The organism is Flavobacterium movens (assembly GCF_039581425.1).
GTDB lineage: Bacteria > Bacteroidota > Bacteroidia > Flavobacteriales > Flavobacteriaceae > Flavobacterium > Flavobacterium luteolum.
The window spans coordinates 17632-42031 of sequence record NZ_JBCPXY010000011.1 but is presented as its reverse complement, the minus strand read 5'-3'; the positions used below and the strand labels follow the sequence as shown (position 1 = coordinate 42031).

Sequence of the window (24400 nt, the reverse complement as noted above, 5' to 3'; positions counted from 1 at the left end):
TTAAATTTTAAAACCGAAGTAGAAATACTTCGGTTTTTTATTTGATTTTACTTTAACTACCTTCGTATTTTTAAATCTTATCTTACAAATACAAGCCATGAAAAAATATTTTAAAATAGCGCTTTATCTTTCAATTATCGGATTGATTGCCATTGTTTCGGTAAACTATTATGTTAAATCTTCGACTAAAAAGAACATTTATTATTCCATAAAAAAATTTCCTAAAAATGATGTCGGAATTATTTTTGGCGCAGGAATTAATGGAAATCAGCCAAGCAAATATTTAAAAGATCGTTTAGATGCAGGAATTATGCTTTGGAAAGCAAAACGTATCAATAAAATTCTGCTTTCTGGAGATAATGGTCGTGACGAATACGATGAATTGACAGTAATGAAAAATTATTGTTACAATCATGGCGTTGACACTACAAAAATTTTTATTGATTACGCGGGATTTGATACGTATTCAACAATGTATCGCGCCAAACACATTTTTAAGATTAAAAAAGCAACTTTAATTTCGCAAGAATATCATTTAAATCGCGCCATTTATATTGGACAAAAACTAGGCATTAAATCTTCTGGATATTCTGCCAATAAAGGAGAATATCTTGGATATAATTATGTTCGCTTTAGAGAATATGGTTCGGTTTTTAAATCTTTTTTCGATGTTTTAAGAAATCGTGAACCTCGTTTTTTAGGTGGAGAAATTAATATTAATGGAGAATCTAATTATTCTAAAGAAGATAAGCGATAAAGAAAACCCGAAACAGAAATGTTTCGGGTTTTCTTAATTTAAAATTTCTTCATGTTTGACCACATAAGACAAAGCCTCCTTTACAACTTCATTTAAATTCAATCCTTTTCTAGAAGCCAAAAGGGCTATTTTTTGATGTAATTCTTGTGAAACTCTCACATTAAAAGATCCTTTATATGTTTTATCTGGGATTTTATTTAATAATTTACATGTCTCTAAATAATCCTCAACAGCTTCTTTGAAAGCTTCTTCCAATTCTGTAACAGAAGAACCTTCAAAGCTCACCAAATCATTTATACCTTGAATTTTTCCAAAGAACATTTTATCATCTGCAGAAAATTCTAATGTACCAATATACCCATTATATTCTAAGTAGTTTTTCATCTTACAATTCTAAATATTCAATAATTATATCAAGTTGATATCCTTTCAAGACTTTTTGCGGATGTGGTTCGTGCAAGCTAATAATCTGTTTATTTTCATTCACAAATTTTCTTCTTGAACCACCAGTTTTTCCTTGTGAGATTTGTTTATAACCAAAGTGATTTAAAACTTTCAGCATTTCATCCCAAGAAAAATCTTTTGGTTTTGATTTTAATCTTTCAATAAGTTTTTCAACCTTACTCATACAAATTTATCATTATATCTTTAATTTGCAACTATAATTTAGTCGCAAATCGAATCATGCTACAAAAATAAGAAATGCCTTTCAAAACCGAAATATCCTAAAGTTAAAATATCTAACGAAAACAATTCATAAAAAAAGACTTGCAAGAATATTTGCAAGTCTTTTTTTTAAATAGTTTAAAAATAAAATCTTTATTCTAGCATCTATTTTCTTTACTCTTTATTCTATATTTTTTCTCTACTCTTTCTCCAAAACTCGTTTTGCAAGCTTTCCAACTGTCAAACCTTGCACTACAATTGAAAATAATACTACGATATAAGTTACTTCAAGTAAAAGGTTTTTGTATTCTCCTTCGGGCATAGAAAGTACTAATGCAATAGAAACTCCTCCGCGAATTCCGCCCCAAACCAAAACCATAAGAGAACCTTTGTTATATGCAGACCTTATTCCAAAAAACTTAAAGATATCAAAGAACTTCCAAGGTAAAACGATAGCCGTTAATCTTGAAAAAAGAACGATAAAAATAGCTACAAAACCTGTTAATAATTGTTTGTTTAAATCTGGCAGCAACAACAATTCAAAACCAATAAACAGGAATAAAACCGCATTTAAGATTTCGTCGATAAGCTCCCAAAACTTCCCAAGATAATCTTTAGTGACTTCGCTCATAGCAACTTTTTTACCGTAATTTCCAATAATCAATCCTGCAACTACCATCGCCAGCGGACTAGAAACGTGTAATGCTTGGGCAACTAAAAATCCGCCCGTTACTATAGAGAGAGTAATTAAAACCGAAACTTTATAGTCATCAACTTTTTTCATGACTCTTGAAGCTGTGAATCCAAAAACCGCTCCTAATAAAAGTCCGCCGACTCCTTCTTCTATAAACAGCAAAGAGATTGAGCCAAAAGTCGCATCAAATGTTGGATCGGTTGCCATTTTTAGAACAACAGCAAACATTACTACTGCCACTCCATCATTAAACAATGACTCACCAACAATTTTAGTTTCTATTCTTTTTGGAACTTTCGCTTCTTTTAAAACTCCTAAAACCACAATTGGATCAGTTGGAGAAATTAGAGTTCCAAAAACTAAACAAAATATGTAAGGTATTTTTATCCCTAAAAGTGGCGCGATATAAAAAAGAAGCATCGAAATTATCAAAGCTGATAAGACAACACTTACTGTAGAATAAATCATAATAGGCACTTTTTGTTCTTTCAGATCAGCCATATTTACGTGCAATGCTCCAGCGAATAAAAGAAAATTCAACATGGCTCCCATTAGGATTTCGTTGAAGTCGAATTCTTTTATCAGATCGAAAAAATGCTTGGTAGTTGCGGGAAAATAAGAATCTCCCAAAAGACGAATTCCGACTGAAACCAACATGGCAATAATCATGATTCCGATGGTTCCAGGAAGTTTTAAAAATCTTAAATTCAAATAGGCGAAGAAAGATGCCAATACAATTAGCACCGAAAATGTGTAGTATAATTCCATAAATTGTGATTTTTACAAAAATAACTGTACCATTATTTAATCAAAAATTTCTTGCGTTGAATTAACATAACTTTATTATTCGTTAAATATGTTTCAATTATTTTTGAAAGTTTAAAAACTTTTACATACATTTGTTTCATGGAATTCAAAGAAGCAAAAAATAAGTTCGTTCAAACTTGGGGAGCATTAGGTTCTCAATGGGGCATTAATAAAACAATGGCACAGATCCACGCTTTATTGATGGTTTCAAACGAACCTATTTCTATGGAAGACATTATGGAAGAATTGCAAATTTCTCGCGGAAATGCAAGCATGAATTTAAGAAGTTTAATGGATTGGGGAATTGTCTATAAAGAATTTAAAGCAGGAGAAAGAAAAGAATTTTTCACCGCAGAAAAAGATTTAGACGAATTAGCAGTTAAAATTTCCAGAGAAAGAAGTAAAAGAGAAATTAAACCAACGCTTAAAATCTTAAAAGAAGTTTCGACAATTGAAGCGAAAGATTCAGCAGAAGAAAAACACTTTGTAGATCAAACCACCAAATTATACGATTTTGTTTTGAAAGCAGATAATATGTTAGACAAAATGACTGAATTCAATGATAACTGGTTAGGTAAATTGGTCATGAAAATGATGAAGTAAAAAAATTTAACCTAAACTTTCATTTTTTTCTGAAAGTTTAAAATCTTAAAAACAATTGATATGAACTTCTTAAAAGCAGAATGGAAAAACTTAGCACTTGCCAATTATGAAATTGATGCTGAAATCTTAGAAAAATATCTTCCTGCAGGAACTGATATCGATATTTGGGACAACAAATGTTATGTCAGTCTAGTTGGATTTATGTTTAAAAATACCAGAGTTTTAGGATTGAAAGTTCCGTTTCATATCGATTTTGAAGAAGTGAATCTGAGATTTTATGTAAAACGTTTTGAAAACGGTGAATGGAAACGTGGTGTAGTTTTCATTAAAGAAATTGTTCCTAAAAAAGCCATCACTTTTATCGCCAATACTTTGTATCAAGAACATTATGAAACTCAGAAAATGAGACATGAAATAATAGAAAATCAAAACACGAATACTTTTATATATCAATGGAAGAATGACAAGGAATGGAATACAATTGAAATTGAAACCAAAAAAGACTTAAGCAAAATCGAAATCGATTCTGAAGCTGAATTCATTACAGAGCATTACTTCGGGTATACAAAAATCGATGAAGAAACCACTTTTGAATATGAAGTGACATATCCGAGATGGGAACAATTTGAAGTTGTAAATCATAAAATTGATATTGATTTCGAAAAAAATTATGGAAGTGATTTTGGATTCCTTCAAACTCAAAAACCAACTTCGGTTTTCTTAGCTCAAGGCTCAAAAATTACAGTGAAGAACAAAAGAAAATTGCAAATGCTTCCTGCTCTGAAAGAGATGTATTAACCTCATAAATTGGGAAATCATGAATTTTAATATCATTGGGTATTTTGTTTACCTCAGCATAACCATTTTCATTATCCTAAAAGTTGGGAAAATCTGCTACAAAAACGGAAATATTTTTGTTTTAGAACTAATTCCAAATCACGCCGATCTCTGCCAAAAAATTAATCAGGTTTTACTTTTAGCCTATTGCCTTTTAAACATTGGCTATTGTGCAATGACTTTAATTTCCTGGCAAAAAATTATTTCTTCATCTCAATTGGTCGAAATACTCTGTATCAAAACATCTGTTATAATTTTTATTATCTCAATTCTGCATTACCTCAACATTTTGATTATAACCAAATACGTTCAAAAACTAATTCACAACAACTAAAATTCAAATATTATGGAAACTACAAAAATCTTAATCGGTTACGGAATTTATTTACCAGTCGCTTTATTTTTAACTTATTACGTTTCTAAAACCCTTTTCAAAAATGGAAAAATCTTTATGCTCGACATATTTAAAGGCCGTGAAGAAATTGCTGAAGCGACGAACAAACTTTTTGAAACTGGATTCTATCTTTTAAATATTGGTTTTGCATTAATGATTTTGGAACTTCAATTAAATCAAGATAGCTATCAGGAATTAATTGAAAGACTGAGTTATAAAATCGGCGGATTTTCTATTTATCTTGGTATTATGTTGTTCTTTAATTTGTATTTCTTTTTTAGAGGAAAAAGAAAAGCAAAAGAAGCTCAAAGAGAAGAAAGATTGGTTTTTAAAGCTTAAAATAGTTTGCCACGAATTACACAAATTTTCACGAATTAATTTTCAAATTGCTTTTATACATTTTTAAATTCGTGAAAATTCGTGTGATTCGTGGCTAAAAAAAAAACTCAAATGAAAAAACTCATAATCGCGGCCGGAACAGGTTTTTTAGGACAAGTTTTAGTGAATCATTTCAAAGATAAATTTGAAGAAATTGTAATTCTGACTCGAGGAAAATCTCAAACCTTAAACGGAATTAAATATGTAAACTGGAATGCCAGAACTTTTACTGGTTGGGAAAAGGAATTAGAAAATGCAACCGTTTTAATCAATCTCGCAGGAAAATCTGTTGATTGCCGTTATACGAAAGAGAACAAAAAAGAGATTCTTTGGTCACGAATTGACAGTACAAAAGTCTTAAATAAAGCGGTTTTGAATTGTAAAAATCCTCCTAAACATTGGCTGAATTCTTCAACAGCAACTATTTACCGCTTTTCACTTGACAAACAAATGAATGAAATAGACGGCGAAATTGGAAATGATTTTTCTATAAATGTGGCGCTTTCTTGGGAAAAAGCATTCTTTAAAACCGAAACTCCAAAGACTTTAAAAACAGCTTTGCGAACTTCAATTGTTTTAGGTAAAAATGGCGGTGCTTTTGTTCCGTTAAAGACTTTGACAAAAATAGGTTTTGGAGGAAAACAAGGAAGTGGCAATCAGTTTGTAAGCTGGATTCACGAAGAAGATTTTGCGAATGCTGTTGATTTTATAATTGAAAAAGAAATTATTGGCGTTATCAATATCGTTTCTCCTACTCCAATTAGAAATGTTGATTTCATGGAAAAACTTCGAAAAGCTGTTGGTTTTCCTTTTGGAATTCCGTTGAACAAATTCTTTCTTGAAATTGGATCTTTCTTTATTCGAACAGAAACTGAATTGGTTTTAAAAAGCAGAAATGTGATTCCGAAACGACTTTTAGAAAATGGGTTTCTATTTAAGTTTGGGGATATTGATGAGGCTTTTCGAGATTTAATTTAAAACCCAAATTCACATAGTTTTGTCATTTCGACGAAGGAGACACGAGCGATAGCGAATAGGCGAAGCAAATCTTCACAAGTAACTCCGCGCCAATAAGCCAATCTTTGTCGAGCTTCTTGCGAGGATTTCTCCTTCGTCGAAATGACAAAACAACGCACAAACAAGAAAATCATGACAACAATAAACCTCACAACCAAAATAAAAGCATCAAAAAAAATCGTTTTTGATGCATCTCGAAATATCGATGTTCACCAGCAATCTGCTAGTCCTTCAAAAGAAAAAGCGATTGCTGGAATAACATCTGGTTTAATAAATTTTGGAGAAACGGTAACTTGGCGCGGCAAACATTTTGGATTTTACATCATTCACGAAAGCCGAATTACTGCAATGAATTTTTATGATTGTTTTGTAGATGAAATGGAAAAAGGCAAATTCAAAACCTTCAAACATGAACATTTTTTTGAAGAAGAAAATGGCATTACAGTCATGAAAGATAAATTGCAATATGAAACTCCGTTTGGGATATTTGGAAAATTGTTTGATGTTTTGTTTTTGAAAAAACATTTGACGAATTTTCTTTTGGAAAGAAATAAAATTTTAAAATTGGTTTCAGAGAAGTACGTTTAGATAATTTATTTAACTTTATAAGTATTATTCTCAAAAAGAATTAATTACAAATCAAAAAATATACTTATGAAAGTGAAAACGATATTAATTATACTTCTTTTTACCATTTCTTTTGTTGGATTTTCTCAAAGTAATTGCGCCGCTTTAAAAGGATGCGAAAGAAAATTATGTGAATTAAACACAAAATTAGCTGCTGCAAAAAAAGCCGGAAATCAAAATCAGATAAAAGGTCTTGAAGAGGCTATTGCGCAAACCAAGAAAAACTGCACTACTAAAACAGTAAATAAAGATCTTGACAAAAAGGTAAAAGAGAAACAGCAAGAAGTAAATGAAAGAACAGCCGAGTTGAACAAAGCTATTAAAGAGAATGAAAGCAAAGAAAAAATCGACAAAAAAAGGAAAAAACTAAATGAAGCTAAAGCTGATTTAAATAAAGCTTTGGCGGAACAGAAAACGAAATAATTTTCTCTCGCAGATTTAACAGATTGGGCAGATAAAAAAAGCTAATTTCAATTGCCTACAGCTTTAGCTCGAGGATAAATTATGATAGATTGTCTTGGCTTTAGCTGAACTTTGTCATTTGGCTAAAGCCCTGTTTGAAGACTTCTTTTACCTCCAGCTAAAGCTGGAGGCAATTCAAAACAATTAAATTAAAATTTATTTTTCAAATTCTAATTTTAAACATAGCCCGTGGTTTCAATGGTTAAAATTATTTGCAATATTCTTAATATGTTGTTTCTCTGAATATATTTTAAAAATGAATTTTCCTCGTTTTACGGTTGCGTGAGGGATAGGAGCTGGCTACCGAAGTAGCGCGGATAGCCCGACCCCGATAATGCAGGCGGGCAAATAAGCGCAAAGTAATTTTACCCGCCTGTATTATCGGGGGCACGCCCTAAATATTTTTATAGAAAAAGAATCATCAGCCACCAAAAAATCGGTACACTTTCTACCCAAAAAGAAGTATAATATTTGGACCGATTTGGATTGGCAAATGCAATAAACAACATCAGCATAATAACCATGATAAGATTTATAATTGCATCGTGATAATTGAATGTTGAAATAAAAACTTCTAAAAACCAAAACGGAATCAATAACAGAAATCCTAAAAGTTTGGTTTTCTTAACGCCAATTGTCTGCGGAACGGTTTGAAGATGCGGATCATCATTTGCGAGATCCAGAATCTCAAAAACCAAAATCAACACAAAAACCAATATAAATCGCTGAATACATTTGATAAAGAAATCTATTGTAAATGGAATTTCGGCATTTATGAGAGGCAAAACCAAAGTTGCACCAACCCAGCAGAGCGCTACAATATAAATTTTTACGCCAGCCCAATTCCTAGCATTTTTTCGGTTTGGAAAAAAGGGTAAAGTATAAAGCGCCGTTATGGCAAAAATTCCAACGGAGACAATTTGGGTAATTCGCTTTAAATGGAAAAAATAATACCCAACCAAAATCAGCGAAATAAAACTCAAAACGGCTATAATTTTTAGCTGCGTTCCTATTTGATTTTTCTTTACGCGAACCAGCGCATCATATTTTACGAAATTATATCCTACAATTGTGCCAAAAAAAACAAAAAGTGCCATCGGCTCATCATATTGAATATGAAATACATGAAACGTAATTCGCACAAGAGCGTAACACGATAAAGCCACATGAATACTGCTATTTAGATAAAAATCTAAGATTCGTTTTGATACTATCATACCTCAAATCTAATATTTTATTAACAAACCAAGTCTTTGATTATAAATTTGATAAAAAATGAAGTTAAAAATACCTATTAAATTAGTAATAATACTTAATTTTGCGCCACAAAAAAACAACACATTTACTTTTAAATGTGATTCGCACCATAAAATGGTGTACGAACACATTAATTAAAAAAACTTAGATAGCTACATGAAAACAGATGCTTTTGCTTTAAGACACATTGGTCCAAGAGAAACTGATCTTCAGCATATGCTGAAAACTATTGGAGTTGACTCAATCGAGCGACTTGTTTATGAAACCCTTCCAGATGACATTCGTTTAAAAGCACCTTTGAATTTAGATCCTGCAATGACCGAGTACGAATTTGCAAATCACATTCAAGAGTTAGGAAGAAAAAACAAAGTATTCAAATCTTATATTGGATTGGGTTATCACCCAACTATTGTTCCTGCTCCAATTCAAAGAAACATCTTTGAAAACCCAGGATGGTACACAGCTTACACACCTTACCAAGCCGAAATTGCTCAAGGTCGTTTGGAAGCAATTTTAAATTTCCAGACTACGGTTATCGAATTAACAGGTATGGAAATTGCAAACGCATCTTTATTAGATGAAGGAACTGCTGCTGCAGAAGCTATGGCTTTATTATTTGACGTTCGTACAAGAGATCAAAAGAAAAATAATACACATAAATTCTTCGTTTCTGAAGAAATTTTACCTCAGACTTTATCTGTACTTCAAACGCGTTCAACTCCAATTGGAATTGAATTAGTTGTTGGAAACCATGAAACATTTGATTTTTCAAATGAATTCTTTGGAGCTATTTTACAATACCCAGGAAAATACGGTCAAGTAAACGATTACAGCGCTTTTGTTGCTAAAGCAAAAGAAAACGAAATCAAAGTTGCCTTTGCTGCTGATATTTTATCATTAGCTGCTTTAACTTCTCCGGGAGAAATGGGTGCAGCAGTTGTAGTCGGAACTACTCAACGTTTTGGTGTGCCAATGGGTTACGGCGGGCCTCACGCAGCTTACTTTGCAACTAAAGACGAATACAAACGTTCTATGCCGGGTCGTATTATTGGAGTTTCTGTTGATACAAATGGAAACCGTGCTTTACGTATGGCTTTAGGAACTCGCGAACAACACATTAAACGTGAAAAAGCGACTTCAAATATTTGTACTGCTCAGGTTTTATTGGCAGTTATGGCAGGAATGTATGCGGTTTACCACGGACCAGAAGGATTAAAATACATTGCAAACAAAGTTCACGCATCGGCGGTTACTGCTGCTGAAGCTTTAAATAAATTAGGAGTTTACCAAACTAATACGGCTTACTTTGATACTATTTTAGTAAAAGCTGATGCTCAAAAAGTAAAAGCTGTTGCAGAGAAAAATGAAGTAAACTTCTTCTATGTTGATGCTGATACAATTTCTATTTCGTTCAACGAAACAACTTCAATTGCTGACATCAACCAAATTATTGCGATTTTCGCTGAAGCTTTAGGAAAAGAAGCTTTCACAGTTTCTGAATTAACTGAGGCTAGTCAATTACCGGCTTCTTTAGAAAGAACTTCTTCTTTCTTAACGCATGATGTTTTCAACAATCATCATTCAGAAAGCCAGTTAATGCGTTATATCAAAAAATTAGAGCGTAAAGATTTATCATTGAATCATTCGATGATTTCATTAGGCTCTTGTACAATGAAATTAAACGCAGCTTCTGAAATGTTGCCTCTTTCAATGCCAAACTGGAACAGTATTCACCCGTTTGCACCAGTAGAGCAAGCTGAAGGTTACATCACAATGCTTAAAAAATTAGAACAGCAATTAAATGTAATTACTGGATTCGCTGGAACAACTTTACAGCCAAACTCAGGAGCTCAAGGCGAATATGCAGGTTTAATGGCGATTCGTGCTTACCACATGTCAAGAAACGAAGGGCACCGTAATGTATGTTTAATTCCATCATCAGCTCACGGAACCAATCCTGCTTCTGCAGCTATGGCCGGAATGAAAATCATTGTTACGAAAACGACTCCAGAAGGAAATATTGACGTAGAAGATTTAAGAGAAAAAGCGATTGAGCACAAAGATGATTTATCTTGTTTAATGGTAACATATCCTTCTACTCACGGAGTTTTCGAATCTTCAATTATCGAAATCACAAAATTAATCCACGATAATGGTGGTTTAGTATATATGGATGGTGCAAACATGAACGCGCAAGTTGGATTAACAAATCCTGCTACAATTGGCGCTGACGTTTGTCACTTGAATTTACACAAAACGTTCGCTATTCCTCACGGTGGTGGTGGACCTGGAGTTGGACCAATTTGTGTGAACGAAAAATTAGTTCCGTTCTTGCCAACAAACCCAATCTTAAAAGTTGGTGGCGAGCAAGCAATTACTGCTATTTCATCTGCACCTTACGGATCTGCTTTAGTATGTTTAATTTCTTACGGTTACATCACAATGATGGGTGCTGACGGATTAAAAAGTGCTACAGAACATGCGATTTTGAATGCCAACTATATGAAATCTCGTTTTGAAGACCACTACCCAATTCTTTATACTGGAGAATGTGGAAGAGCGGCTCACGAAATGATCTTAGATTGCCGTTCATTTAAAGAAAACGGAATTGAAGTAGGTGATATCGCAAAACGTTTAATGGATTACGGTTTCCACGCTCCTACAGTTTCTTTCCCAGTTGCTGGAACTTTAATGATCGAACCGACTGAATCTGAAGATTTAGCAGAATTAGATCGTTTTTGTGATGCGCTTATCTCAATCAGAAAAGAGATCGAAACTGCAACTGCTGATGACAAAAACAATGTATTGAAAAATGCACCTCACACATTAGCAATGTTAACGGCTGATTCTTGGGATTTCCCTTATTCAAGAGAAACGGCGGCTTATCCTTTAGATTATATCGCTGACAATAAATTCTGGCCATCAGTTCGTCGTGTTGACGATGCTTATGGTGACAGAAACTTAGTTTGTAGCTGTGCTCCTATTGAAGCTTACATGGAAAGCTAAAATTTAGTTTTCTTATAAATATCCAAACCCGACAGATTTAAAAACTTGTCGGGTTTTATTTTTGTTTCAGGTTTCAAGTTTCAAGTTTCAGGTTTCAGCATAACTTGAAACCCGAAACCTGAAACTTTTTTAAACCAAATAGCAAAGAAGAAATCTGATTTAAAGAAACATAACTTTCTGCTAATCTTTTGTGAAATTATTTCAATAAAATTGAAATAATAGTCAAAAAACATTGGTCTCCAAATCGTCTTCAATCGTTTGAAATCTAGGAAATATTAAAAAATCATTAGAAAAAAAACAATATATCAACCGAAAAATCGTTTTTTGACAATTATATGCATGCATAGTATTTTTTATGATAGTTATCATAATATTATTTATACATTAGCATTAAATTTATCGGATAATTAAAGGGAAAAATGAAAATAAAAATTATTGGTATTGGGAGCTATATTCCTAATCTAGAAGTAAAAAACACAGATTTTGATAAACATGTTTTTTTAAATGAGGATGGAACTCCTTTTGGTTATCCGAACGAAGTTGTTATTAAAAAATTTAAAGGTATTACGGGAATTGAAAATCGTCGTTATGCTGAACCACAATACAATGCTTCCGATTTAGCTTTCTTTGCTGCTGAAAAAGCTATTGCAAATGCTGCCATTGATGCAGAAACTTTAGACTATATTATCATCGCTCATAATTTTGGAGATGTAAAACCAGGAACTACTCAGTCAGATATTTTACCGAGTTTAGCAACACGTGTTAAAAACAAACTAGGCATCAAAAATCCTAAGTGTGTGGCTTACGATATTATTTTTGGATGTCCAGGATGGATCGAAGGTGTTTTACAAGCCAATGCTTTCATCAAATCTGGAATGGCAAAAAGGGTTATGGTAATTGGAGCTGAAACGCTATCAAGAGTTGTTGATGATCACGATCGTGATTCAATGATTTATTCTGATGGTGCCGGTGCTTCAATTTTAGAAGCCGCAACTGATGAAGCTGGATTATTAGCTTATGAAAGCGCGACTTATGCAACTGATGAAGCCAATTATCTTTTCTTCGGAAAATCATACAATAAAGATTTAGATCCAGATACGAAATATATTAAAATGTATGGACGCAAAATCTACGAATTTGCTTTAAGCAATGTACCGTGTGCGATGAAAAGCTGTTTAGATAAAAGCGGAATTGCAATAGATGAAGTGAAAAAAATCCTGATCCATCAAGCAAACGAAAAAATGGACGAAGCAATCATCGAACGTTTCTACAAACTATACGACAAAACGGCTCCTAAAGATATCATGCCAATGAGTATTCACGATTTAGGAAATAGTAGTGTTGCAACTGTCCCGACATTGTATGATTTAATACTTCAGGGAAAAGTTGAAAATCATGAAATAAATAAAGGTGATGTTCTTATTTTTGCTTCAGTTGGAGCCGGAATGAATATTAATGCTTTTGTTTACCGATACTAGTCGCAGTTTACAGTCACAGTATTCAGTTTAACTAACTGTAAACTGTGATTGAGACTGAAAACTAAAAAAGTCCGCACTATAAGATGCGGACTTTTTTAGTATATTTGCGACCTAATTAACAAATCATGAACGAGAGATTAATTCGTTCACAATGAATATGTACGAAAAAACGTTTCCGAATAAAAGATTCAAACTTACTTTAGAGTTTTTAAAAAAGCACGTTAGCACATCTGAAACCATTTTTGATTTTGGTGTTCCAAATCCATTTTCAAAAATAATGGAAGAAAACGGTTATACTGTAAAAAATACAAAAGGAGAAGATTTAGACAACGACCAAACGGCTTTACAAACAGAAGATTATACCGTTTTTACAGCTTTTGAAATTTTCGAACATTTACTAAATCCGTACACTATTTTGCAAAATGTAAAGTGTGATAAATTGTTAATTTCAATTCCGTTACGTTTATGGTTTTCGCCTGCTTATCGTTCTAAAACCGATATGTGGGACAGACATTATCATGAATTTGAAGATTGGCAGCTGGACTGGCTTTTAGAAAAAACAGGATGGAAAATCACAGATCGTCTTCAATTTACACATCCAGTAAAAAAACTTGGAATCAGACCATTATTAAGATACTTCACTCCGAGATATTATATTGTTGTCGCGGAAAAAGTTAAGAACTAAGATTGCAGATTAACGATTTTTGATTTTTGATTTTTAGATGATTTCCATACAATCTAAAATCTAAAATCTAAAATCTAAAATTCTTAAAATGAAATATTACATCGTCATTCCCGCACATAACGAACAAGATTTAATTGGATTGACATTGCAGTCTCTAATTACTCAAACTGTTTTGCCTACAAAAGTTGTGGTTGTAAATGACAATTCTACAGATAAAACAGAAGAAGTTGTACTGGGTTTTGCAAAAGAAAACCCATACATCTCTGTTGTAAACAAAACTTCAGATGCGATTCATTTACCAGGAAGTAAAGTAATTCAGGCTTTTCAGAAAGGCTTTGAAACTCTGGATTCTGATTATGATATTATTGTAAAAATAGACGGCGACTTAATTTTTCCTCCAAACTATTTTGAAACCATAATCAAACATTTTGAATCTGATCCTAAAATCGGAATGGCTGGCGGATTCTGCTATATTGATAAAAACGGCGAATGGGTTTTAGAAAATCTAACTGATAAAGATCACATTCGTGGTGCTTTGAAAGCGTATCGAAAAGAAACTTTCCAGCAAATTGGAGGTTTGCGACCAGCAATGGGATGGGATACTGTAGACGAATTGCTTTGCAAGTATTACGATTGGAAAATAGTTACCGACGAATCTTTACATGTAAAACACCTAAAACCGACAGGTGCAAACTACAATAAAACAGCTCGTTACAAACAAGGCGAAGCTTTTTACACTTTAGGTTATGGTTTTTGGATCACGGCGATTGCTTCGGCAAAACTGGCAATGATGAAGAAAAAACCATTTCTATTTTTAGATTACATTAAAGGATTTATGAAAGCAAAAAGCGCCAAAACTCCTTTATTAGTAACTCCCGAACAAGCTAAGTTTATTAGAAATTATCGTTTAAAAAAAATGAAAGAAAAGTTAATTTGATCAGTAAAACACTCGAAAAAACTGAACTCATAACTCATAACTCATAACTTCTTTTTACCTTAGCCAATATTTAAAACTTATGATGCTAATTCGTTATTTATCCCAAATAGGAAAATATTTTTTAATGCTGAAAGAAATTTTCAATAAACAGACCAAATGGCCTGTTATGAAAAATTTAATTTTCAAAGAAATCGATGATTTGATTATTGACTCCCTTGGAATTGTCTGCTTTATATCTTTTTTCATTGGAGGAGTTGTTGCCATTCAAACAGCTTTAAACTTAACTAACCCATTAATTCCTAAATATCTTATTGGTTTTGCTACACGTCAATCTGTAGTTTTGGAATTTGCCCCTACTTTTATTTCGGTAATTATGGCCGGTAAAATGGGATCTTACATCACTTCAAGTATCGGAACAATGCGCGTTACAGAACAAATTGATGCTTTAGAAGTTATGGGGGTTAACTCTGTAAATTATCTTGTATTCCCTAAAATTATTGCTTTATTAATGTACCCTTTTGTTATTGGAATTAGTATGTTTTTAGGGATTTTTGGAGGATGGCTTGCTTGTGCTTATGGAGGATTTTCAACTGGTGCAGATTTTATTATGGGAGCTCAAAAAGATTTCATACCGTTTCATATTACTTATGCATTTATCAAAACTTTAATATTTGCGATGTTATTGGCAACAATTCCATCTTTTCATGGTTATTATATGAAAGGTGGTGCATTAGAAGTTGGTAAGGCAAGTACGACATCGTTTGTATGGACATCTGTTACTATTATCCTTCTAAATTATATATTAACTCAATTATTATTAGGATAATGATAGAAGTAAAAAATATAGAGAAATCATTTGGCGATAGTAAAGTTTTAAAAGGCGTTTCGACGGTATTTGAAACTGGAAAAACCAACTTGATTATTGGACAAAGTGGATCTGGAAAAACAGTTTTATTAAAAACGTTATTAGGAATTCATACGCCAGATTCAGGAACAATCGAATTTGACGGAAGAGTTTATTCTGATTTAGATAAAGATGAAAAACGTGAATTGAGAACTGAAATTGGAATGGTATTTCAGGGTTCTGCTTTATTTGACTCGATGACAGTTGAAGAAAATGTAGCTTTCCCGCTAAAAATGTTCACTAATAATAGCAAAGCACAAATCAAAGAAAGAGTTGACTTTGTTTTAGAAAGAGTAAATCTTGTTGACGCTCACAAAAAATTACCTTCTGAGATTTCTGGAGGTATGCAAAAACGTGTGGCTATTGCAAGAGCTATTGTAAACAATCCGAAATATTTGTTTTGTGATGAACCAAACTCTGGATTAGATCCAAATACTTCGACTTTGATTGATAATTTGATTCAGGAAATTACAAAAGAATACAATATCACTACAGTAATTAATACACACGATATGAACTCGGTGATGGAAATCGGTGAAAATATTGTTTTTCTAAAGAAAGGCTTAAAAGCTTGGCAGGGAACTAAAGAAGAAATCTTTAAAACCGATAATGAAGCAATAGTTAAATTCGTATATTCTTCTAACCTATTTAAGAAAGTACGTGAAGCTTATTTAAAAGGACTATAGACTTTAAAACCCAAAATATTAAAAATCCCAAACTCCAAGTTGCTTATTGGAATTTGGGATTTTTTTATTGACTTCTCCAGTAATTGGAATTTGGAATTTAGGTACTGGAATTTTTTAAAGTGATTAATTCAACCTCAGCATTCGGATTAAAAAGATACGTTTTCCCAGAGCTGATTTCTAAACACTCAAAACGCTTTGTTCTAACGGCTATTTTTTTAAAGACTTTGCCATTCTTAATTCTAAAAATACTTCCGTAAGGAATTTCGAAAACGTAATTTTTATCATTTTCTTTGTCGTATTGCTTTAAAGCCAAAGACAAAGTAGTATCTGTATCGCTACTTGCAGATGGGTTCTTGAAATGTCTTGCTAACAAAGGTAAAATATGACCCGGAAATATTTCTGGTCGAATAAACGGAACCATTAAACGCTGAAAAGTATACTTCCATTCATTTCCATGTGGCTTTATATTTCGTCCAAACTTTTCAAAAGCAACTAAATGTGCAATTTCGTGAATCAGTGTAATTAAAAATCTGTATTTATTTAAACTTGCATTGACCGTAATTTCATGCTTACCGCTTGGTCCGCGTCTATAATCTCCATGACGCGTCTGACGTTCGTTTACAATTTTCAAGTGAACCTGATTGGCCACTATCAAATCGAAAACGGGTTTTACCGCATGTTCTGGAATATATTTAGCTAAAGTATCGCTCAATTTTAAGTTAAATGTTATTTGTTAGATATTAAACGTTTTAAAATTGGAATTTGAAATTTAACTTACGGATTAGTTGATGAAACTTCAAGTACCTTTCCGTTAAAGTATTTATTACCGTTAAGCGTAAAATCATAAATATAAGTTGCCATTCCTTCTGCTGAAATTGGCGCTTGATATCCTGGAAAAGCTTCGTTTAGCATTTCGGTTTGAACAGAACCCAAAGCCAAAACATTAAATGAAATTCCTTTTTCTTTATATTCTTCCGCTAATAATTCAGTCAAAGTAATTACAGCACCTTTGCTCGAACTATAAGCGGCTAATCCTGCGAATTTCAAACTTCCGCGAACTCCACCAATCGAACTAATCGTAACTACGTGACTTCCTTTTTCTAAATACGGAAGACAAATTCTAGTCAAATTAGCAACAGCAAAAACATTCACTTTATAAATGCTTTCAAAATCTGCTTGTGTAGTTTCTGCAAAAGGTTTTAAAAGTAATGCGCCTGCATTATGAACTACTGCATCTACTTTTTTCCATGTTGAAGAAAGAAAACTTTCTACTTCATGCAAAGCAGTTTCGTCTGCTAAATCAACCGACAGACAAGTTACATTTTGATGTTCTAAAAGTGTTTTTGGTATTTTTCTCGAAATGGCCAATACTTGATTTCCTGCATTTGCAAACTGCAATGCCAATTCATAACCAATTCCTCTACTCGTTCCGGTAACAATAATATTTTTCATGGAGCAAAAATAATCAAATGGTGTAAAACAGCCTCTTATTTGTTCATGGTTATTTCTTGCGTTGGAGAATCGGCAATTTTTGTTACCGCTGGCAATAATTCCTGCGTGAAAGCCGTAATATGAGGAATGTCCATTAATTTGAATTCATCTGAAACATGATGATAAAAATCAAAATTCTCAAAGTCAAAAGTACTTAGAGATTGACATGGTTTTCCGAAAGCTTGAAAAAACGAATAATTATCAGATCTATAAAACAGCTTATATTCTGCTTCTTTTGGTAAAAATCCGATGGTGTTTTTTCCTGTATATTCATTTATTTTTTGCGCCATGTTCGATTTATCAAAACCTGTTATGTAAGCTAGATAATCTCGTTTCATTGGCACACCAATCATTTCGATATTTAATTGTGTGTAAAGATTGAAATTTTGCTTTTTTAATTTCTCTACTAAACTTTTAGATCCTAATAATCCTTTTTCTTCTCCCGCAAAAAATACAATTAATATACTTCGTTTGTTAGCTTTAGTTGTGCTAAAATATTTTGCCATTGCTGCGACAGAAGTTACGCCCGAAGCATCGTCATTTGCACCATTATTAATTTTATCAGCCTGATCTTTTGTCTCCAGGCCAATATGATCATAATGCGCGCTCAATACCACAAATTCTTTTTTTAGTTCGGGATCTGTTCCCTCAATAACTCCAACAATATTAAACGCTGGTTTTTCGAAATTGGTTAAAGTATCACGATAAGTTTTAAAATACGGTTTAATTTTATTTTTCTTTAAAAAGTCTTCCAAGAAAACTGCCGCTTTTTCAATTCCTTTCGTTCCAGTCTCACGTCCTTCTAATTCATCAGAAGAAAGATATTTTAGAAAATCTGAAATTTCAGATTCCTTTACTTTATAACTGATTTCTATGGGTTTTGAAGCTCCTTTTATTTCATTCTCTTTTGTTGTGGAAGTTCCCGATTTGCATGCTAGAAAAACAAGAGGAAGCAGAAAGTATAGCTTTTTCATAATGTTTGGTTTGATTTAATACTGAGTAAAAAACAAAAATTTACTTGAAGGCATAAACTTATGAAAAGTAATAGAATATTCATAAAAAAACCCTTTCAAACTAAAAGCTGAAAGGGTTTTAAAATTTATTTTGAAATTTATTTATCCTGCAATAACTGCTCTAGAAATTACAATTTTTTGAATTTCAGAAGTTCCTTCGTAGATCTGAGTGATTTTAGCATCACGCATTAGACGCTCTACATGATATTCTTTCACGTATCCATTTCCTCCGTGAATTTGGACAGCTTCAACAGATGTATCCATTGCAACTTGCGAAGCAAATAATTTTGCCATTGCACCACTCACATCGTAATTTTTATGATTGTCTTTATCCCAAGCTGCTTTCATACATAAATGACGTGCTGCTTCGATATTCACTGCCATATCTGCCAATTTAAAAGCAATTGCCTGATGATTGCAGATTTCAGTTCCAAAGGCTTTACGCTCTTTAGAATATTTCAAAGCCATTTCATAAGCTCCAGAAGCAATTCCTAATGCTTGAGATGCAATTCCGATTCTACCACCAGCCAAAGTTTTCATAGCAAATTTAAAACCGAAACCATCTTCTCCGATTCTGTTTTCTTTTGGAACTTTTACATCTGTAAACATTAAAGAATGTGTATCAGAACCACGGATTCCCATTTTTTGCTCTTTCGGACCAACTGAGAAACCTGGCATATCTTTGGTCATAATCAAAGCATTGATTCCTTTATGCTTTAATTCTGGATGAGTTTGTGCAATTACTAAATATACAGAAGCTGTGTTTCCGTTTGTAATCCAGTTTTTGGTACCGTTCACTAAATAATGGTCACCCATATCAATTGCAGTAGTTTTTTGCGAAGTAGCATCACTTCCTGCTTCAGGTTCACTTAAACAGAATGCTCCGTGAATTTCTCCAGAAGCTAAACCTGGCAAGTATTTTTGTTTTTGCTCTTCGGTACCATATTCTTGTAATCCCCAGCAAACTAGCGAATTGTTTACAGACATTACAACAGAAGCAGAAGCATCTACTTTAGAAATTTCTTCCATTGCAATAACGTAAGAAATGGCATCAAGACCACTTCCTCCGTATTTAGGATCAACCATCATTCCCATAAACCCAAGCTCGCCCATTTTTTTGACTTGCTCAGTTGGAAAAATTTGTTTTTCGTCTCGTTCAATAACTCCCGGCAATAATTCATTTTGAGCAAAATCTCTTGCTGCCTGCTGAATCATTAAATGTTCTTCGGTAAGATTAAAATCCATAGTAGTATTCTTTAAAGTTTTTTCAACCAAATTTCAAACAGAGCTTTTTAGTTGATGGTTTTTTATGTTTTTGTTTTTTTCAATGCCTAAACTTTTCAGTTCAAAGGCTTCCAAAGATACTTTTTAAATGTGTAAATTACAATGCACGCATACAAAATTGATAGATCAGCAAAGATTACGATAACGTTTTCGCTATTATTTAGCTTTTTTTTCAAAAGAGCGTCAATTTAGCAACAAATTTTCTAAAATTTAAGATTCGAATTAGCTTGAATTTTCATTATTAATTAAAAAATTGAAGGCAATTAAATCTAAAAAAATTAAACAATTCTTAAAATGAGTAAAACTACGTAAACTTAGTCTTACTAAAGTGATTTCTAATGTAATACAAAAATTAAACATCAAATTGAGAAGAAAAAAACATTACCAATATGAGCCAAATATTAAGAAATTAACATTATTTTTGACCAAAAAATAAATAATTGATAGAACATGAAAAAGATTTTACTTTTGCTGACAATGCTTTTAAGCTTGCAATTTTCGACTGTTTCAGCGCAAACGCAAATTGATGTTAATGGTGTAACTGTACCAAGAAAAATAGAATTTCAAGGTAAGTCATTACAATTAAACGGAGCAGGCGGAAGATCAAAAATGTGGTTGGAAGTTTATGTTCAGGCATTGTATTTATCTCAATTGACTCAAGACCCACAATTCATTATTGACAGTGATACTGAAATGGCTGTTCGAATAGAAATCACTTCTTCTATGGTTTCTTCAAACAAATTGACAAAAGCTATGAACACAGGTTTTGAAAAATCTGCGGGTGCAAATCTTGAGCAGTTACGTCCAAGAATTGAACAATTAAAAAGTTTCTTAAGCGATGCCATTACAGAAAAAGATGTTTTCATTTTAGCATACAACCCATTAGACCAAAATGTTTACATTTCTAAAAACGAAGTTTTGAAAGGAAAAATTCCTGGATTCGATTTCAAAAAAGCATTATTCGGAATCTGGCTTTCTGACAAACCAGTTGACGAAACTTTGAAAAAACATTTATTAGGACAATAGTTCTTAATTTTTTAAATATTCAAAAAGCCGTTCCGAAAAATTTCGGGACGGCTTTTCTTTTATGTTTTATAAATTTGCTGCAAAATACATTATTCGCATTATTCTATTTTATACATTTACGCAAAATAAACATATCACAACAAAATGAAAGATTTATTACAACAATTTGAAAACAAAGCACCTGAAATTGTTTTCAATTGGAAAGATTCAGAAACAGAAGCCGAAGGGTGGACTGTTATTAATTCACTTCGTGGAGGAGCTGCGGGTGGAGGAACAAGAATGAGAAAAGGTCTAGACATGAACGAAGTTTTGTCTTTGGCTAAAACTATGGAAGTTAAATTCTCAGTTTCTGGTCCTGCAATTGGAGGAGCTAAATCTGGAATAAATTTTGATCCAAACGATCCTCGCAAAAAAGGTGTTTTGCAACGTTGGTACAAAGCCGTTTCTCCTTTATTGAAAAGCTACTATGGAACTGGAGGAGATTTAAATGTTGATGAGATTCACGAAGTAATTCCAATGACGGAAGAATGTGGTGTTTGGCATCCGCAGGAAGGTGTTTTTAATGGACACTTTAAACCAACTGAAGCTGATAAAATTAATAGAATTGGGCAATTGCGTCAAGGTGTAATTAAAGTGATTGAAAACCCAAAGTTCTCACCAGACGTAACTAGAAAATATACAGTTGCTGATATGATTACTGGTTTTGGTGTTGCAGAAGCAGTTCGTCATTTTTACGCAACTTACGGTGGAGACATTAAAGGTAAAAAAGCAATCGTTCAAGGTTTTGGAAACGTAGGTTCGGCAGCAGCTTTTTATTTAGCTGAAATGGGAGCAAAAGTTATCGGAATTATTGATCGTGATGGTGGATTAATTAAAGAGGAAGGTTTTTCTTTTGAAGAAATCAGAAGCTTGTTTTTAAATAAAGACGGAAATAAATTAGTTGCTGAGAATATGATTCCGTTTGAAGAAATCAATTCTAAAATCTGGACTATTGGTGCTGAGATTTTCACTCCTTGCGCGGCTTCAAGATTGGTTACTCAAGAGCAAATTGACAGCTTAATCGCAAACGGATTAGAAGTAATTTCTTGTGGAGCCAATGTTCCTTTTGCTGACAAAGAAATTTTCTTCGGTTCTATTATGGAAGAAGTAGACAGCAAAGTAAGTTTGATTCCAGACTTTATTTCAAACTGCGGAATGGCAAGAGTTTTTGCTTATTTCATGGAGAAAAAAGTTCAAATGACAGACGAGGCTATTTTTAATGATACATCAGACACGATTAAAAATGCGATCGTTAAAGCTCACGCTTTGAGTTCGTCAAAAACAAATATTAGTGCAACTGCTTTTGAGATTGCATTGAAACAGTTGATATAATAAAGATATATTCTACTTTATTACAAAAGGATCAAATTTAAATTTGGTCCTTTTTTTTGTTTCCCGCAGATTTGGCAGATTATGCAGATTTTTTTTGTGCTTTACATTTAATCTGTTCAATCTGCCAAATCTGCGAGAAAAACATTCGATGCAAAATAGATCGGAGACTTCCATTCTAAACAATTTTTACTACTTTTAAACGTTTTTAAAATAATACATTTCAAAATTCAGAATTTAAATGAGTTCCTCTATTTCTTCAGATCAAAAGAAATCATTACTATTCACAATCGCTATTTATGCGGTCGTTATTGCGTTGCTGTTTTTTATACGTTTTTGGCCTCCATATAATCCTGAAAATAATGTTGCCCTTGCAGATGGCGGCGGAGGTGGCGGAGGCGTTACAGTAAATTTCGGAGATAGCGATTTAGGTTCTGGTGCCAATTATAAAAGCGAAGTTTTGGATGTAAAAAACAATGTAAAACAAGCTCCTGCAAAAGCAACTCCAGAAGAAGAATCGATCATTACGCAGGAAAACACGACAACAGATAATGACGTTGTGATTCCGACAAAAGAAAAACCGAAGAAGCCTGTTCCTGTTGAAAAACCGACACAAAAACCTGTACCCGAAAAACCAAAAGTTTCTAACTCAACAAACGATGCTTTGGCGAGTATTATGAAAGGTTCGAACAAAGGCGGAGACGGAGATGATAAAGCAGCAGGAAATAAAGGAAAAGCAAACGGAAGTTTAAACTCAAACGGATATTATGGTTCTGGTGGTTCTGGCGGAGGAACTGGAGGCGGTAACGGAACTGGAAATGGTATTGGCACTGGAAGCGGTTACGGAGCAGGATCTGGTGGTGGTTCTGGCGGAGGATCTGGATATTCTCTAGGAAACAGAAAAGCATTATCTAAACCAGCACCAAAATATACTTGTAACGAAGAAGGAAAAGTAGTGGTTGAAGTTACGGTCGATCAAAACGGAAAAACGATAAGCGCAACGCCTGGAGTAAAAGGAACAACCAATACTGCAAGCTGTTTATTGGAACAAGCTAAAATTGCAGCATTAAATACCAAATGGTCTGCTGATTCGAATGCTGCTGCTAAACAGGTGGGGAAAATTATTTATAATTTTAGTTTGGATTAAAAAACACGAATTTACTTCGTCTGTTCGCCCTTCGGGCTCGAGTCACAGATTTACACTAAATCTGTTTTCAATAAAAAAAGGCTTTCAGAAATTCTGAAAGCCTTTTTTTATTGAGTTTTGTTTCGACTCGCCCACTTCGTCTAGTTTATCATTTCGACGAAGGAGACTCGAGCGATAGCGAATAGGCGAAGCAAATCTCCGCGAGAAGCTCTACAAAGATTGGATTTTCGTTGCGGAGTTACTTGTGAAGATTTCTCCCTTCGGTCGAAATGACAAAATTGTGTTCTTTTACTTCTCCAATTAGACCTGACAGGCTTTAAAAACCTGTCTAGGTCTAGATTACCAATTAGTTCGCGTGAGGGATAGAAGCTAGCTACCGAAGTAGCGCGGATAGCCCGACCGTACCGAGATAAAAAGGCGTATATGCGCAAAGTATATTTGCCTTTTTATCTTGGTATGGTCACGCCACAATAATTATTTTTACTTCGGACTTGTAGCAATTACAAACTTCAAATTGTTCTTCACTCCTATCTGCAAAACATCTACTAAGTCTTGAACTTGCAGATTAAACGGAATTCGAACTACGACAGTTTGTTCTTTGTCTGTTCCTATTTTAGACATTAAACTGGTTTCTAGATTTTCGAAATCTACTTCCTGTTTGTCTATGTAGAACTTTTTATCTTCGGTAACCGATAAACTTATTAGCTGTTTATTGGTCTTTTCATTCGCTTTAGCTTTTGGCAATGTCATCTTAATTACGTTCGGATTTGCCAGTGTTGAAATAATTAAGAAAAACAACAGCAGGAAAAACATGATATCGCTCAAAGATGAAGTCGCAACTTCGGCGTGAAATCTTCTTTTTCTTTTAATAGACAT

At 33.3% G+C, this 24400-nt stretch carries 26 protein-coding genes; 17 read left to right on the top strand and 9 right to left on the bottom strand.

All coding sequences use genetic code 11. The annotated features are described in order from the left end of the window. Window positions 1–97 precede the first annotated feature (97 nt). Complete coding sequence (locus tag AAYQ05_RS18090; protein ID WP_343544783.1) at window positions 98–757, top strand: SanA/YdcF family protein; 660 nt, start codon at window positions 98–100, stop codon at window positions 755–757. A 33-nt stretch (window positions 758–790) separates the two neighbouring features. Here AAYQ05_RS18090 and AAYQ05_RS18085 read toward each other — a convergent pair whose 3' ends face one another. The 3 genes from AAYQ05_RS18085 to AAYQ05_RS18075 form a co-directional block, all read right to left on the bottom strand. Further along, the gene (locus AAYQ05_RS18085) at window positions 791–1141 is read right to left on the bottom strand and encodes a type II toxin-antitoxin system HicB family antitoxin (protein ID WP_343544782.1); all 351 of its coding nucleotides are present in this window, start codon (window positions 1139–1141) and stop codon (window positions 791–793) included. A 1-nt stretch (window position 1142) separates the two neighbouring features. Continuing rightward, window positions 1143–1385: a type II toxin-antitoxin system HicA family toxin gene (locus tag AAYQ05_RS18080; protein WP_343544781.1), complete on the bottom strand. Its 243-nt coding sequence runs from the start codon at window positions 1383–1385 to the stop codon at window positions 1143–1145. 237 nt (window positions 1386–1622) lie between these two features. Continuing rightward, entirely contained in the window at window positions 1623–2885 is a 1263-nt protein-coding gene (locus AAYQ05_RS18075; protein WP_343544780.1) for a cation:proton antiporter, read from the bottom strand. Window positions 2886–3023: 138 nt separating this feature from the next. Here AAYQ05_RS18075 and AAYQ05_RS18070 point away from each other — a divergent pair, with 138 nt between their 5' ends. From AAYQ05_RS18070 to AAYQ05_RS18040, 7 genes are all read left to right on the top strand, one after another. Further along, window positions 3024–3527, top strand: coding sequence for a GbsR/MarR family transcriptional regulator (locus AAYQ05_RS18070; protein WP_177211992.1), 504 nt, complete (start codon window positions 3024–3026; stop codon window positions 3525–3527). Between the two features lie 60 nt (window positions 3528–3587). Beyond that, window positions 3588–4325 carry a YqjF family protein gene (locus AAYQ05_RS18065; RefSeq protein WP_343544779.1) on the top strand — a complete coding sequence of 246 codons (738 nt, stop codon included), beginning with the start codon at window positions 3588–3590 and terminating at the stop codon, window positions 4323–4325. A 19-nt stretch (window positions 4326–4344) separates the two neighbouring features. After that, window positions 4345–4698 (top strand): hypothetical protein, encoded by a 354-nt coding sequence (locus AAYQ05_RS18060; protein WP_343544778.1) that lies wholly within the window; start codon window positions 4345–4347, stop codon window positions 4696–4698. A gap of 12 nt (window positions 4699–4710) precedes the next feature. Next, on the top strand, window positions 4711–5097 hold the full coding sequence (locus tag AAYQ05_RS18055) for a hypothetical protein (protein WP_066033505.1): 387 nt from the start codon (window positions 4711–4713) through the stop codon (window positions 5095–5097). A 111-nt stretch (window positions 5098–5208) separates the two neighbouring features. Beyond that, the gene (locus AAYQ05_RS18050) at window positions 5209–6114 is read left to right on the top strand and encodes a TIGR01777 family oxidoreductase (RefSeq protein ID WP_343544777.1); all 906 of its coding nucleotides are present in this window, start codon (window positions 5209–5211) and stop codon (window positions 6112–6114) included. Between the two features lie 171 nt (window positions 6115–6285). Beyond that, the gene (locus tag AAYQ05_RS18045; protein ID WP_343544776.1) at window positions 6286–6741 is read left to right on the top strand and encodes an SRPBCC family protein; all 456 of its coding nucleotides are present in this window, start codon (window positions 6286–6288) and stop codon (window positions 6739–6741) included. A gap of 66 nt (window positions 6742–6807) precedes the next feature. Then, complete coding sequence (locus AAYQ05_RS18040; RefSeq protein ID WP_343544775.1) at window positions 6808–7203, top strand: DUF1090 domain-containing protein; 396 nt, start codon at window positions 6808–6810, stop codon at window positions 7201–7203. Between the two features lie 443 nt (window positions 7204–7646). On the opposite strand, the gene AAYQ05_RS18035 is transcribed toward AAYQ05_RS18040, so the two are convergent. Continuing rightward, the gene (locus AAYQ05_RS18035) at window positions 7647–8459 is read right to left on the bottom strand and encodes a UbiA prenyltransferase family protein (RefSeq protein WP_343544774.1); all 813 of its coding nucleotides are present in this window, start codon (window positions 8457–8459) and stop codon (window positions 7647–7649) included. A 196-nt stretch (window positions 8460–8655) separates the two neighbouring features. Between AAYQ05_RS18035 and gcvP the strand changes: the two genes are divergently transcribed. The 6 genes from gcvP to AAYQ05_RS18005 all read left to right on the top strand — a co-directional run bounded on the left by gcvP (window position 8656) and on the right by AAYQ05_RS18005 (window position 16195). Then, window positions 8656–11505 (top strand): aminomethyl-transferring glycine dehydrogenase, encoded by a 2850-nt coding sequence (gcvP, locus tag AAYQ05_RS18030; RefSeq protein ID WP_343544773.1) that lies wholly within the window; start codon window positions 8656–8658, stop codon window positions 11503–11505. Window positions 11506–11924: 419 nt separating this feature from the next. Then, on the top strand, window positions 11925–12983 hold the full coding sequence (locus AAYQ05_RS18025) for a 3-oxoacyl-ACP synthase III family protein (RefSeq protein ID WP_343544772.1): 1059 nt from the start codon (window positions 11925–11927) through the stop codon (window positions 12981–12983). Between the two features lie 157 nt (window positions 12984–13140). Next, window positions 13141–13668 (top strand): methyltransferase, encoded by a 528-nt coding sequence (locus AAYQ05_RS18020; RefSeq protein ID WP_177212549.1) that lies wholly within the window; start codon window positions 13141–13143, stop codon window positions 13666–13668. Window positions 13669–13756: 88 nt separating this feature from the next. Further along, a complete protein-coding gene (locus tag AAYQ05_RS18015) occupies window positions 13757–14605 on the top strand; it encodes a glycosyltransferase family 2 protein (protein WP_343544771.1) in 849 nt (282 codons plus the stop codon). Window positions 14606–14684: 79 nt separating this feature from the next. Beyond that, complete coding sequence (locus AAYQ05_RS18010) at window positions 14685–15431, top strand: MlaE family ABC transporter permease (protein ID WP_012022541.1); 747 nt, start codon at window positions 14685–14687, stop codon at window positions 15429–15431. Continuing rightward, entirely contained in the window at window positions 15431–16195 is a 765-nt protein-coding gene (locus AAYQ05_RS18005; RefSeq protein ID WP_177211981.1) for an ABC transporter ATP-binding protein, read from the top strand. The genes AAYQ05_RS18010 and AAYQ05_RS18005 overlap by 1 nt, the downstream gene beginning before the upstream one ends. Window positions 16196–16292: 97 nt before the next feature. Here the strand turns inward: AAYQ05_RS18005 and AAYQ05_RS18000 are convergent, their stop codons facing one another. The 4 genes from AAYQ05_RS18000 to AAYQ05_RS17985 all read right to left on the bottom strand — a co-directional run bounded on the left by AAYQ05_RS18000 (window position 16293) and on the right by AAYQ05_RS17985 (window position 19944). Continuing rightward, on the bottom strand, window positions 16293–16907 hold the full coding sequence (locus AAYQ05_RS18000; RefSeq protein ID WP_343544770.1) for a SprT-like domain-containing protein: 615 nt from the start codon (window positions 16905–16907) through the stop codon (window positions 16293–16295). Window positions 16908–16969: 62 nt separating this feature from the next. Further along, window positions 16970–17647 carry an SDR family NAD(P)-dependent oxidoreductase gene (locus AAYQ05_RS17995; RefSeq protein WP_343544769.1) on the bottom strand — a complete coding sequence of 226 codons (678 nt, stop codon included), beginning with the start codon at window positions 17645–17647 and terminating at the stop codon, window positions 16970–16972. Between the two features lie 35 nt (window positions 17648–17682). Then, complete coding sequence (locus AAYQ05_RS17990) at window positions 17683–18660, bottom strand: M28 family peptidase (RefSeq protein ID WP_343544768.1); 978 nt, start codon at window positions 18658–18660, stop codon at window positions 17683–17685. 141 nt (window positions 18661–18801) lie between these two features. After that, a complete protein-coding gene (locus tag AAYQ05_RS17985; RefSeq protein WP_343544767.1) occupies window positions 18802–19944 on the bottom strand; it encodes an acyl-CoA dehydrogenase in 1143 nt (380 codons plus the stop codon). Window positions 19945–20433: 489 nt separating this feature from the next. Here AAYQ05_RS17985 and AAYQ05_RS17980 point away from each other — a divergent pair, with 489 nt between their 5' ends. The 3 genes from AAYQ05_RS17980 to AAYQ05_RS17970 all read left to right on the top strand — a co-directional run bounded on the left by AAYQ05_RS17980 (window position 20434) and on the right by AAYQ05_RS17970 (window position 23524). Further along, the gene (locus tag AAYQ05_RS17980; protein ID WP_343544766.1) at window positions 20434–21009 is read left to right on the top strand and encodes a chalcone isomerase family protein; all 576 of its coding nucleotides are present in this window, start codon (window positions 20434–20436) and stop codon (window positions 21007–21009) included. Between the two features lie 144 nt (window positions 21010–21153). Beyond that, entirely contained in the window at window positions 21154–22380 is a 1227-nt protein-coding gene (locus tag AAYQ05_RS17975; protein ID WP_343544765.1) for a Glu/Leu/Phe/Val dehydrogenase dimerization domain-containing protein, read from the top strand. Between the two features lie 238 nt (window positions 22381–22618). Then, on the top strand, window positions 22619–23524 hold the full coding sequence (locus AAYQ05_RS17970) for an energy transducer TonB (RefSeq protein ID WP_343544764.1): 906 nt from the start codon (window positions 22619–22621) through the stop codon (window positions 23522–23524). A 480-nt stretch (window positions 23525–24004) separates the two neighbouring features. On the opposite strand, the gene AAYQ05_RS17965 is transcribed toward AAYQ05_RS17970, so the two are convergent. Next, the gene (locus tag AAYQ05_RS17965; RefSeq protein ID WP_008464192.1) at window positions 24005–24400 is read right to left on the bottom strand and encodes an ExbD/TolR family protein; all 396 of its coding nucleotides are present in this window, start codon (window positions 24398–24400) and stop codon (window positions 24005–24007) included.